A 12,652-nucleotide genomic window follows, 5' to 3' on the forward strand; every position below is an offset into this window, starting at 1 on the left:
CCACACCAACACCCCCTGGACCACCCACGCCACCGCCACCCTCACCCCCCAACCAACCACCCACCCGACGCTCCCCGAACCCCACCCCGACACCGAGCCCCTCGACACCGACGCCCTCTACGCCCGGTACGCCACGGCCGGTTACACCTACGGCCCCGCCTTCCGGCGTCTGACCCACCTCACCCGGCACAAGACCCACTACTTCGCCCGCCTCACCCCGCCCACGACCGGCGACCAGCGCTTCCGCCTCCACCCCGCCCTCCTCGACGCCGCCCTCCACCCCCTCCTCCACCCCACCCTCGACAACCCCACCCCCCACCTCCCCTTCACCTTCACCGACATCACCCTCCACACCCCACCCCCCACCGGCCCCGTCCAGGCACACATCGACACCGCGACGGGCCAGGTCACCCTGCTCGGCGCGGACGGGGAGGTGTTCGCCCATATCGCGGGGGTGATCCTGCGGCCCGCCGTGCTGGAGAACCCGGGGCTGCACACCCTCACCTGGACACCGGCGAGCGAGCCGGAGAGCCAACCGGACCTCACCGACTGGGTGTTGGTCGGGGAGTCGTCCGACGCACTCGACGAGTTCTGCGCCCCTCACCCCGATCTCGCCTCCGTCCCCACCGAGGATCCGGTCACCACCGTGCTGGCGCTGGACATCCCGTCCCCGGCGGAGTCCCTGACCACCGACGGGCTGCCCGCGCTCCTCCACTCGCTGCGGAGCTGGCTGACCGGGCCGGGGCATCCGGCGGGCCGGCTGGTCGTGCTGACCCGGGGGGCCGTGGCCGCCGGTGAGGGGGAGCGGGTGAGTCCGGCGGTGGCCGCCGCGCGGGGTCTGGTGCGCAGTGCGCAGTCGGAGAACCCGGGGCGGATCGTCCTGGTGGACACGGACGGCCGGGAGGAGTCGGACCGTGCGCTGCGGGCGGCCGTGGCGTCGGGTGAGCCGGAGGTGGCGCTGCGCGAGGGCGTGGTGCTGGTGCCCCGGATCACCCGGGCGGTCCCGCCGGAACCGGCGCTGCCGACGGGCCCGGAGCCGTGGCGGCTGGCGCCGGGGGCGCACCGGGCGCCGGACGATCTGACCGTCGTCCCCTGGCCGGGGGGCGCGGAGCCGCTCGGTGCCGGGCAGGTGCGGATCGCCGTACGGGCGGCCGGGCTGAACTTCCGGGATGTGCTGATCGCGCTGGGGATGGTTCCGGAGCGGAATGTGACCATGGGTGCCGAGGGTGCCGGGGTGGTGGTCGAGACCGGTCCGGGGGTCACCGACCTGGCGGTGGGCGACCGGGTGATGGGGTACTTCGACGGGGCGTTCGGGCCGCGTGCGGTCGCGGACCGGCGGCTGGTGGCGCGGATGCCGGAGGGCTGGTCGTTCGCGCAAGCGGCGGCGGTGCCGGTGGTGTTTCTGACGGCCTACTACGGGCTGGTGGACCTGGGTCGGGTGCGGCCAGGTGAGAAGGTGCTGATCCATGCCGGTGCGGGCGGGGTGGGGATGGCCGCGCTCCAGCTCGCCCGGCATCTGGGCGCGGAGGTGTTCGCGACGGCCAGTCCGGGCAAGTGGGGGGCGCTGCGGGAGCTGGGGGTGGCGCCGGAGCGGATCGCGAACTCGCGGACGACGGCGTTCGAGGCCGAGTTCCGCGCGGCGACCGGCGGCACGGGGATGGATGTCGTACTGAACTCGCTGACCGGGGAGTTCATCGACGCGTCGCTGCGGCTGCTGTCGGTGGGTGGGCGGTTCCTGGAGATGGGGAAGACGGATGTCCGGGAGAAGGGGCGGGTGGAGGCGGAGTGGCCGGGGGTCGGGTATCACGTGTACGACCTGACGACGCTGGCGCGGACGGAGCCCGGGGTGCCGGGCGCCGATCCGGAGCGGATGCGGGAGATCCTGGCCGAGGTGCTGGCGCTGTTCGACCGGGGGGTGCTGGAGCCGCTGCCGCTGACGGTGCGGGACATCCGGCGGGCCAGGGAGGCGTTCCGGTTCCTGGCGCAGGCGCGGAACGTGGGCAAGGTGGTCCTGACCGTCCCGGCGCCGCTGGATCCGGACGGCACGGTGCTGATCACGGGCGGGACGGGGGCGCTGGGCGCGGAGGCGGCCCGGCATCTGGTGCGCGAGCACGGGGTGCGGCGGCTGGTGCTGGCCGGCCGGAGAGGTCCGGGGGCGCCGGGGGCGCGGGAACTCGTCGCGGAGCTGGCGGAGTCGGGGGCGTCGGCGACGGTGGTGGCGTGCGATGTGGCGGAGCGGGAGGAGGTGGCCGCGCTGCTGGCGGGGCTGCCGGTGGAGCATCCGCTGACGGCGGTGGTGCACACGGCCGGGGTGCTGGACGACGGGATCGTCACGGCGATGACGGACGAGGCGCTGGAGCGGGTGCTGCGGCCGAAGGCGGTCGCGGCCCGGCATCTGGACGAGCTGACCCGGGGGATGGATCTGGCGGAGTTCGTTCTGTACTCGTCGTACGCCGGGGTGTCCGGGGGGCCGGGGCAGGCGAACTACGCGGCGGCGAACTCCTTCCTCGACGCCCTCGCCCACGAGCGGGCCGCGCTGGGGCTTCCGGCGGTGTCGCTGGCGTGGGGGCTGTGGGAGCGGGAGAGCGGGATGACGGGTCATCTCGGGGCGGCGGATCGGGAGCGGCTGGCCCGGGGCGGGCTGGTGCCTCTGAGCACCGGGCGGGGCATGGCGCTGTTCGACGAGGGGCGGGCGCTGGCGGAGCCGGTGGTGGTGGCGACGGCGTTCGACGAGGGGGCGCTGCGGGAGCGGGGCGAGGCGCTGCCGGCGCTGCTGCGGGACCTGGTGCGGGCTCCGGCACGACGGCCCCGGCCGGAGCCGGACGCGGGGGCGGGAGCGGGGGCCGGGCAGGCGGGGCCGGAGGAGCTGCGGGGGCGGCTGGCGCCGCTGTCGGCCGAGGACCGCACGCGGATGCTGATGGATCTGGTGCGGACCCATCTCAGCGCGGTGCTGGGGCACTCCGATCCGGGGGCGATCGGCGCCGACCGGGCGTTCGAGCAGCTGGGCCTGGACTCGCTGATGGGGGTGGAGCTGCGCAACCGGCTGAATCTGGCGACGGGGCTGCGGCTGCCGTCGACGGCGGTGTTCGACCATCCGACGGCGGCGGAGCTGGCGGTGCGGCTGGACAGCGATCTGCTGCCGGGCGAACGGGACGGGGTACCGGCGGGCCGGTGATCCAGTCATCCGGTGACGCGGTGACCCGGTGACGCGTCCGCCCGCCCCTGGTGATCAGGGGCGGGCGGATGTTCGTGCGCCACGGATCAGACGGTGGTGGCGGTGGTGGTGAGTTCCTCGGCGACGGCCATCACATACCGGCCGTAGGAGGAGTGGGCGTTCCGGGCGCCGAGGCGGTGGCACTGGTCGCCGGTGATGAAGCCCATCCGCAGGGCGATCTCCTCGACGCAGGCGATACGGATGCCCTGCCGTTCCTGGAGGGTGTGGACGTAGTGCCCGGCCTGGAGGAGTGACTCGGGGGTGCCGGCGTCGAGCCAGGCGAAGCCGCGGCCCAGCTGGACGAGATGGGCCCGGCCGCTCGCCACATAGCGCCGGTTGAGGTCGGTGATCTCCAGCTCGCCGCGTGCGGAGGGGCGCAGGTTCTTGGCGATGTCGACGGCGGTCCCGTCGTAGAGGTAGAGGCCGGTGAGGGCGAGGTTGGACCGGGGGTGGGCGGGCTTCTCCTCGATGGACAGCAGCCGTCCCTCCCCGTCGGTCTCGCCGACGGCGTAGCGGCTGGGGTCGCCCACCCGGTAGCCGAACAGGACACAGCCGTCGAGGGCGGCGCGGGCGTCGGCGAGGATCTGGTAGAGGCTGGGGCCGTGGTAGATGTTGTCGCCGAGGACGAGGGCTACGGGATCGTCGCCGATATGGGCGGCGCCGATGAGCAGGGCCTCGGCGATGCCGTTGGGTTCGGGCTGCTCGCGGTAGGTGAGCCGGATCCCGTAGTCGCTCCCGTCGCCGAACAGCCGCTGGAACTGGGGCAGATCGGCGGGGGTGGAGATGATGAGGATGTCGCGGATGTCGGCGAGCATCAGCACGCTGAGCGGGTAGTAGATCATCGGCTTGTCGCCGATCGGGAGCAGTTGTTTCGAGGTGGCGAGAGTGAGCGGGTGAAGTCTGGTTCCGGACCCGCCCGCGAGAATGATGCCTTTCACAGGGATTCTCCTGCCTTGCCTGTGGGGGTGGGGGTGGCACGCGACGCTGGAAATTAATCCGGGCCGCTGTCGATCCCCACTAGACGGCGGGTGGACCGGGCAACGGGTGTCCAGCGGCCTTCTAGCTGCCTTCGAGAGGCGGCGGACAGGATCGTCGCCATGACTGCATGCCGTATCTGCCAGGGCTCGGTGCACCAGTTCTTCGACTTCGGCAGCCAGCCGCTTTCCGATGGTTTTCTCCGCCCGCAGGACACCTCCGGGGAATTCTTCTTCCGGCTCGCGGTGGGAGTGTGCCGCAACTGCACGATGGTGCAGTTGCTGGAGGAGGTGCCGCGCGAGCGGATGTTCCGCGAGGACTACCCGTACCAGTCGTCGCTGTCGGTGCGGATGCGGGAGCACTTCGCCCGTACCGCGCGCCAACTGCTGGACACCGAGTGCGCCACCGGTGATCCGCTGGTGGTGGAGATCGGCTGCAACGACGGGGCGATGCTCGCCACGGTCGCCGCGCGCGGGGTCCGCCATCTGGGCGTCGACCCGTCCCGCGATGTCGCCGAGGTCGCCGCGGGCAAGGGCGTCCGGGTCCGGGTCGACTTCTTCGAGGAGTCCCTCGCCCGGGAGGTCGCCGCCGCGGAGGGACCGGCGCAGGTGATCTACGCCGCCAACACCATGTGCCACATCCCCTATCTGGACTCGGTGTTCCGGGGGGTGGACGCGCTGCTCGCGCCCGACGGGGTGTTCGTGTTCGAGGACCCGTATCTGGGGGACGTGGTCGAGCGGACCAGCTTCGACCAGATCTACGACGAGCACTTCTACCTCTTCTCGGCGACCTCGGTCCGGGCCGCGGCCCAGCTCCACGGCTTCGACCTGGTGGAGGTGGAACGGCTGCCGGTGCACGGCGGCGAGGTCCGCTACACCCTCGCGCGGGCCGGAGCGCGCACCCCGTCCGACCGGGTGGCGGCGCTGGTCCGGGAGGAGGCCGAGCGGGGCATCGCGGAGATCTCGACGCTGGAGCAGTTCGGCTCCCAGGTGAAGCGCAACGTCGAGGATCTCGCGGCGCTGCTGCACCGGCTGCGCGAGGAGGGCGCCCGGGTGGCCGCCTACGGGGCGACCGCGAAGAGCGCGACGGTCACCAATTACGGCGGTATCGGCCCCGAGCTGATCCCGGCCGTCTATGACTCCACCCCTGCGAAACAGGGACTTCTCTCGCCGGGCGCGCATATCCCGGTACGGCCGCTGGAGGAATTCTCCCAGCCGTATCCGGAGTACGCGGTGCTGTTCGCCTGGAATCACGCGCAGGAAATCATCGAGAAGGAGCAGGCGTTCCGCGAGCAGGGCGGCAAGTGGATTCTGTACGTCCCCGAACTCCACATCCTGTGACCGTCATGCCCACACGGATTCTGGTGACCGGCGGGGCGGGTTTCATCGGCTCGCACTATGTGCGCTCACTGCTGTCCGGCCCAGACGCGGCGGACGAGGTCCTGGTGACCGTCCTGGACAAACTGACGTACGCGGGCAACCGGGCCAATCTGGCGCCGGTGGCGGACCATGCCGGGCTCCGCTTCGTGCGGGGTGACATCTGTGATCCCGATCTGGTCGGCGAACTCATGAAGGACGCCGACCAGATCGTCCACTTCGCCGCCGAGTCCCATGTGGACCGGTCGATCGCCGGGGGCGACGAATTCGTCCGGACCAATGTCCTCGGCACCCAGACCCTGCTGTCGGCGGCGCTGCGGTTCGGGGTGGCGCGGTTCGTGCAGGTGTCGACGGACGAGGTGTACGGGTCGATCGCCGAGGGCTCCTGGCCGGAGGGCCACCCCCTCGCCCCCAACTCGCCGTACGCGGCGTCGAAGGCGGCGTCCGACCTGGTGGCGCTCTCGTACCACCGGACACACGGGCTGGATGTCCGGGTGACGCGCTGCTCCAACAACTACGGGCCGTACCAGTACCCGGAGAAGGTGATCCCGCTGTTCGTGACCCGGCTGCTGACCGGCGGGACGGTCCCGCTGTACGGGGACGGCTCGCAGATCCGGGAGTGGCTGCACGTCGACGACCATGTGCGGGGCGTGGAACTGGTCCGCACGGCCGGGACGCCGGGCGAGGTCTACCACCTCGGCGGCGGCACCGAGCTGACCAACCGTGAGCTGACCGGGCTGCTGCTCCGGGCGTGCGGCGCGGACTGGGACCGGGTGGAACAGGTCACCGACCGCCTCGGCCACGACCAGCGCTACGCGCTCGACTGGACCAAGGCCCGCGACCGCCTCGGCTACCACCCCCGGCACGACTTCACGTCGAGCCTGGCGGACACGGTGAGGTGGTACCGGGAGCACGGGGAGTGGTGGGGGGCTGTCGGCGGGGGATAGGGGGCGCGGGGGGGGCGGGGGGTAGGGGGCGGGCGCCCCCGGCGCCGCTGCCGACTACCGACCGCCGACGCGCGGGCGGCGCCTCGGACATCGACGGGACGGGGAGTCGCCGACCGCGACGCGCCGGGCGAGGGCGCGTCCGGCGGCGGCGCGGGCGTCGCGGTCCCGGACGATCCGGGCGGGCGCGGACAGCGCGACGGTCACCGCGTCGCGCTCGGCGTCGGTCCGTCAGCCGACCGGTGCGGTGCGCGCCTCGGCGGCCTCCGCACGCCGCCTCCCGGCCCTCGCCGGTGATCCTCACCAGGGCGCCCCGGTCGTCGGTAGGGTCCGACCCCGGCGACCCCGGCGAACCGGTCCGGACCGCTCCGGCCGGGTGACGACCTGGGCCCCGGCGCCACCCGCACAGGTGTGCGGTCAGCCCCGGAGGGGATTCGGCAGCGGCCGGTACCGCGCGTCCGCCCCGTCCGCCCCCGTCCAGCGCAGCAGCAGATTCGTCTTGCCGGGCAGAGTCGGCGCGGCGAGCAGCGCCGGGATCTCCGGGACGGCGGCGTGGCGGGACAGCTCGCGGCGGACGGCGGGCCAGGGGTCGAAGCCGGGACGCTGCTCGGCGAGCGCGCCGGCGACCTCCAGCAGATGGTTCACCACCAGGCAGTACACCAGCCGCTCCCACCCGGCGGCCCGCCCCACCTCGGCGACCAGTTTCACGCCCTCCGCGTCCCGGTACAGCGTCCGCACGGGCGTGCCGTCCGCCGCGCAGACGACCACCGCGTTCTGGAGATGCGCTTCGAGGACGACGCCGTGGTCGGCGAAGGCGGCCAGCGCCGGGGGGACGACCGCCGCGAGATACGCCTCCCACCAGCGCCCGGGGTCGGTGGCGGCGGCGAGCGGGCTGCCGGGGAAGCCCTCCACCAGCGCGGCGGCCAGATACGGGGTCGTACCCGGCGGCAGCTGCGCCCGCAGTCCCGCGCGGCTGAGCACCGCGAGTTCCTCGAAGGCGAAGTCGGCCGTCCGGTACCCGAGGTCACCGAGCCAGCCACCGGGGGCGCCGGGCGCGGCGAAGGCGGCCGTCACCGCGCTGTCCGTGCGGCGCAGCCGGAGCAGGTCGTGCCGCCAGAGCCGCCGGATGTCGTTGGTGATCCGGACGTCAAGGCTGAACTTGAGGAAGAGATCCGCCCCGGACCTGCCTCCCTCGGACCGGGACCCGCCTCCCTCGGACCGGGACTCGTCTCCCCCAGACCCGGCCCCATCCCCGTCAGACCCGGAGCCGTCTCCCTCCGGCACATACACCGTCCGGATCGCCGCCGTCGGCCACACCTCGAACGGGGTCGTGCCGAGCCGGATCAGCCGACCGTCGGCGAAGGCGGGGGCGAGCCGGTCGCCGAGCAGGGCCAGCTGCCAGGGGTGGGCGGGCAGCGGACGGTAGCCGGGCGGCGCGGCGGCGCCGAGGGCGTCCAGCGCGCTCGTGTCGCCCTCCTCCACCACCGCGTCCTCGCGCAGCCCGAGCAGGGTGAGCGGGAAGCGGGCGTACGCCTCCGGCGCGTACGGCAGCCAGCCGCTCGCCGGGCCGCCGCCGCGCGCCTTGGGCGCCGGGTGGTGGGGGTGGCCGGTGAGCAGGGACTGCTCGGAGAGCAGATACGGGTCCCGGGGCGGCTCGGCGTCCGCGCGGGCGGCCAGCAGTGCCGCCACCACGGCCCGGCTGTCCCGCATCTCGGCGGGCAGTCCGGCGTTGGCGCGGCCGGTGAGCCGGGTCAGCTCCTCGGCGACCAGGTCGACCAGGCCGGTATGGGTGAGCGGCTGCCACTGCCCGTTCGTGCGGACTTCCGGTCGGGCGGGCCGCCGGGCGCCGCGCACCCGAAGCTGCCGTCCGGTGCCGAGCAGCCGATAGGTGAACCGTTTCCCCGCCCCGCCGCCCGGCGAAAGGGGCTCTGGCGACAGGGGTTCGGGCGACAAGGACTCTGCCGACAGGGGCTCGGGCGACAAGGGTTCGGCGGCCTCCCGCAGCAGACAGTTCAGCAGCGGCGCGGCGGCGAGGGCGTCGGCCGACGCGTCGGACGGGGCGCCGGTACCGGCGGGTGGGGGGATGAGATCCACGCGTTCTTCTCGTTCCCTGCGGCTCGTACGGTTCATTCGGGCGGGGACGATCAGTATCCCTCTGCGGGACGGGCCGGAACCGGCCGGGACCGCCGCGCCCGTACTATCCGCACCGCGTGCACCACGTGCACTGCCTGCCCGACCTGCCCGACCCGCCCGACCCGCACCACCGGAGGTAGACCCCCCGTGTACCCACCCCCCGCAGCCGCCACCGAGGTCGCCGCCGAGCTGGCCGCCGTCCGGCCCGGACTCGTCGCCGGGTTCTCGGCGGAGCTGCCCGGCGCCCGCGCGGCCGTGCTGACCCGGCTCTGGCGGGCCCTGGCCCATGAGCCGCTGCCCTGGGTCGAGAGCCGCGACCGGTCCGCCGACGGCGTCACCCTGCGGCTGCGCGACGGACGGCGGCTGCACGGCCCCGCCTCCGACCCGTACGCGACCGGCGCCCACGCCCCCGCCGTCGACCTGGACGGCCGCCCCTACGACGACCCGGCCCGGCTGCTCGCCGCCCTCGCCGTCCCGCACGGCGACGGGTTCGCCGCCGAACTGTCACACAGCGCGGCCTCCCTGGCGCTCTCCCGGGCCGCGCAGCGGGAGCTGCCGGACGAGACCCCGACCCGGGACCGGGAGTGGGAGTGGGAACAGCGGGTCGTGGACGGGCATCCGTACCACCCCAACTGCCGGGCCCGGCCGGGTTTCTCGGTGGCCGAGCAGTTGGCGTACGCGCCCGAGCACCGTCCGCTGGTGCGGCTGGGGCTGGTGCCGGTCCCGGCGGACCGGGCGCTGGTGTCGGGCGACTGGCCGGACACCCTGCGCGCCGGAAGCCGCCTGCTGGTGCCGGTGCACCCCTGGCAAGCGGCCCATGTCCTGAAGCGCCGCCACGACGAGCGGCACCGCCACCACGACGAAAGGCACCGCAACCACGGCGAGGAGCGGAACGCCAACGAGGAGCGGGAGCGATACGACGAAGCGCGCGGAGCGCACCCGCTGATGTCCCTGCGCACCCTCGCCCTCCCCGCCGGACCCCACGTCAAGACCGCCCTCAGCGCCCGGCTGACCTCCTCCGTGCGGGACATCTCCGTCCCCTCGGTGACCTCGTCCGCGATGCTCTCGGCGTTCGCGGAGCGCCTCGCGGCCCGGACGGACGGCCTGCTGCACATCACCCGCACCCTGGGCGCGGTCACCGACGGGACGCCCGAACTGGCCGCCGTGCTGCGGGAGTCGCCGGAGGAGTACGCGGGGCCGGGCGAGCGGGTCGTGCCGGTGGCCGCGCTGCCGCTGACCGGGCTGCCGGGGTCCGCGGCCTGGCTGGCGGAGTTCGCGCGTCTGGTCCTGGCCGTGGGGCTGCGGCTGCTGGAGCTGGGGGTGGCGCTGGAGGCGCACGGGCAGAATCTGCTGGTCGTGCTCTCCCCCGCCGACGCCCCGGTCCGGCTGGTGTACCGGGATCTCGCGGACATCCGGGTCAGCCCCGCCCGGCTGACCGGGCACGGCATCGAGGTCCCGGCGCTGCCCGCCCGCATTCTGACGGACGATCAGGACACCTTGCGCCGCAAGCTGTTCGGCTCCCTGATCGCCGGAACCCTCGCGGCGACGGCGGGCTCCGGCCCCGCCCTGGGCGCCGTACTGGAGACCGCCCTCGCCGATCTCCCCCGCACCCCCGACACCCTGGCCCTGCGCGAAGGCCCCGTCCCCGCGAAGGCGTTGACGCTGATGCGACTGACCCCGGACCGGAAAGGCGACCTGTGGGCGGAGTTGCCGAATCCACTCCAGTGACCCACTCCAGTAACCCGCCTCAGCGACCCACGCCAGCGACCCGCTCCGGTTACCCACCTCAGTGAGCCGTCTCACTGACCCACCGTCATACCAGCTCTTGACCAACCGTTTTGGAGCCGGTCACCCACGCTCCATAGGATCCGCCGATGATCACAAGTAAACGGCTGGCGGCAGGCGTGGGTGTCCTGTTCGCCGCGCTGGCGGCCGGGCTCGCGTTCCCGTCCGCCACGGCGCTCGCCGACGAGACCGACCGGACCGCCGCTCCCGCGCCCCAGGTCAACCTGGTGCTGGACGTGAGCGGTTCCATGCGGGAGCGGGACATCGACGGCCAGTCCCGGATGGCCGCGGCCAAGCAGGCGTTCAACGAGGTGCTGGACGCCACCCCGGAGGATGTCCGGCTCGGCATCCGCACCCTGGGCGCGGACTATCCGGGCGACGACCAGAAGCGGGGCTGCGAGGACACCGCGCAGCTCTACCCGGTGGGCCCGCTGGACCGGACCGAGGCGAAGACGGCGGTGGCGACCCTCGCGCCCACCGGCTGGACACCGATCGGCCCCGCGCTGCTAGCCGCCGCCGACGACTTCGACACCGGCACGGACGCGGCGGGCACCAGCTCCAAGCGCATCGTGCTGATCAGCGACGGCGAGGACACCTGCGCCCCGCTGGACCCCTGCCAGGTGGCCCGGGAGATCGCCGCGAAGGGCATCGGCCTGACCATCGACACCCTGGGCCTGGTCCCGAACACCAAGATGCGCCGGCAACTCAGCTGTATCGCGGAGGCGACCGGCGGTACCTACACCTCGATCGAGCACACCGATGAGCTGACCGACCGGGTGAACCAACTGGTGGACCGGGCGGCCGACCCGGTCGTGGTGCCGGTCGCCGTGCGGGGCGCCGACCGCTGCGCCGACGCACCGGCCCTGACCTCCGGTCTCTACACCGACCGCCAGGAGTTCGGGCAGGCCCGCTGGTACCGGGTCGAGGTGGCGCCGGGCCAGGAGGTACGGGCCTCGGTGAGCGTCGCGGCGGACCGGGCGGTCGCCCCGCACTACGGGGTGCTGCTGCGGGCGGTGACGGCGTCGGGCCGGGAGATCGTCCGGGGCGAGGCGGCCGGAACGGGCCGCACGGACGTCCTCTCGACGGGCCTGCGCTACCCGAGGCCGGAGGCGGAGAACGATGACGACGGAGACGGCGAGAACGAGCCCCCGGAGGTCGTCTGCCTCCAGGTGACCCACTCCTTCTCGGCGGCCTCCGGCGTGAAGACCACCCCCGGTCTGCCGCTGGAGCTGACCGTGGACCTGGTGGACGGGCCGTCGCCCGCCGCCGATGTGGCCGCGTTCGGCCTGGGGCGCGGCTGGTGGCTGCTGGGCGCGCTGGTACTGACCGGTTTCGTCGCGGGTCTGCTGTGGGGCTGGGTGTCCCGCTGGCGGGTCGCGGTCTGGAGGACGAGCTGATGCGTATCGCACGAGCGTTGACGGGCGCCTTCCTCGCCCTGGGCCTGGCGACGGCCCCCGCGGCGGCGGACACCACCCCGCCCGCCGAGGACACCTCCGACGCCCCCACCGAGGCCGGTACGTCCTTCCGTACCGCCACCGAGCTGGACCAGGCGCAGACGGGCACGGCCGACGCCTCCGCCGGGGACTACCTCTACTGGTCCTTCCCGGCCGACTCCGGCCAGCGCCCGACCGTCACGGCGACCGTGGAACTGCCCGAGGCGCACGCCGCGCAGACCTGGCAGATCGACATCTACGACGGTCTGCGGCGCCGCCAGGCGTGCCAGTACGGGGCGCAGACCCGCACGGCGGCGGCCGGTGCGGCCTCCGTCGAGCTGGCCTGCACCCTGCGGACGGTCCGGGCCTGGTCCGAGCCCTGGGCGAACGACCCGCTGCCGGGCACGTACTACCTCCGGCTCACCGCGCCGGGCCTGCCGACCGGTGACCTGGGCCTGCCGGTCCGCACGGAGGTGCGGGTGGACGCCAGGGAGATCGGCGGCGCGGCGGCGGTGGACGGCACGCTGGCCCAGCCGCTGGTACCGGGCGTGGCGGCCACCTCGGAGCAGGACGCCGAGGGCGGCGACGACTCGACGGCGGCGGCCGTGCTGTCGGCGATCGAGCCGGAGGACGGCTGGGCGTCGGGCCGCTGGTCGGACCGCTGGGTATGGACCGCGATCGGCGGCGCGCTGGCCGCGCTGGCGGGGGTCGGCGGTTACACCCTGACCCGGGGATCGGGCCGCCCACCCCGCCCCTGACGGACCGGCGGACCAATCGGTAGACCGAGCCACA

At 73.9% G+C, this 12,652-nt stretch carries 9 protein-coding genes; 6 read left to right on the forward strand and 3 right to left on the reverse strand.

The genetic code is table 11. The features are described 5' to 3' along the window. Positions 1 to 3,175 (forward strand): SDR family NAD(P)-dependent oxidoreductase (locus ABZX40_RS33895; RefSeq protein WP_356162783.1); only part of this gene is annotated, 3,175 nt, incomplete at its 5' end. A gap of 86 nt (positions 3,176 to 3,261) precedes the next feature. Here the strand turns inward: ABZX40_RS33895 and rfbA are convergent. Beyond that, positions 3,262 to 4,152 (reverse strand): glucose-1-phosphate thymidylyltransferase RfbA, encoded by an 891-nt coding sequence (gene rfbA, locus ABZX40_RS33900; RefSeq protein ID WP_355746554.1) that lies wholly within the window; start codon positions 4,150 to 4,152, stop codon positions 3,262 to 3,264. A 159-nt stretch (positions 4,153 to 4,311) separates the two neighbouring features. On the opposite strand from rfbA, the gene ABZX40_RS33905 reads away from it, so the two are divergent. Both ABZX40_RS33905 and rfbB read left to right on the forward strand, forming a co-directional pair. Next, complete coding sequence (locus ABZX40_RS33905; RefSeq protein WP_355746552.1) at positions 4,312 to 5,529, forward strand: class I SAM-dependent methyltransferase; 1,218 nt, start codon at positions 4,312 to 4,314, stop codon at positions 5,527 to 5,529. A gap of 5 nt (positions 5,530 to 5,534) precedes the next feature. Beyond that, entirely contained in the window at positions 5,535 to 6,512 is a 978-nt protein-coding gene (rfbB, locus tag ABZX40_RS33910; RefSeq protein WP_355746549.1) for a dTDP-glucose 4,6-dehydratase, read from the forward strand. 54 nt (positions 6,513 to 6,566) lie between these two features. On the opposite strand, the gene ABZX40_RS33915 is transcribed toward rfbB, so the two are convergent. Continuing rightward, entirely contained in the window at positions 6,567 to 6,716 is a 150-nt protein-coding gene (locus tag ABZX40_RS33915; RefSeq protein WP_355746546.1) for a hypothetical protein, read from the reverse strand. 210 nt (positions 6,717 to 6,926) lie between these two features. Continuing rightward, the gene (locus ABZX40_RS33920) at positions 6,927 to 8,639 is read right to left on the reverse strand and encodes an IucA/IucC family protein (protein ID WP_355746543.1); all 1,713 of its coding nucleotides are present in this window, start codon (positions 8,637 to 8,639) and stop codon (positions 6,927 to 6,929) included. A 150-nt stretch (positions 8,640 to 8,789) separates the two neighbouring features. Between ABZX40_RS33920 and ABZX40_RS33925 the strand changes: the two genes are divergently transcribed. From ABZX40_RS33925 to ABZX40_RS33935, 3 genes are all read left to right on the forward strand, one after another. Further along, positions 8,790 to 10,370, forward strand: a complete 1,581-nt coding sequence (locus ABZX40_RS33925) for an IucA/IucC family protein (protein WP_355746540.1) — start codon at positions 8,790 to 8,792, stop codon at positions 10,368 to 10,370. Between the two features lie 146 nt (positions 10,371 to 10,516). After that, positions 10,517 to 11,824, forward strand: a complete 1,308-nt coding sequence (locus ABZX40_RS33930) for a VWA domain-containing protein (RefSeq protein ID WP_355746537.1) — start codon at positions 10,517 to 10,519, stop codon at positions 11,822 to 11,824. Beyond that, positions 11,824 to 12,618, forward strand: coding sequence for a hypothetical protein (locus tag ABZX40_RS33935; protein WP_355746534.1), 795 nt, complete (start codon positions 11,824 to 11,826; stop codon positions 12,616 to 12,618). The genes ABZX40_RS33930 and ABZX40_RS33935 overlap by 1 nt, the downstream gene beginning before the upstream one ends. Positions 12,619 to 12,652 lie beyond the last annotated feature (34 nt).

This window comes from Streptomyces sp. NPDC004610 (assembly GCF_040609715.1).
Taxonomy (GTDB): Bacteria; Actinomycetota; Actinomycetes; order Streptomycetales; family Streptomycetaceae; genus Streptomyces.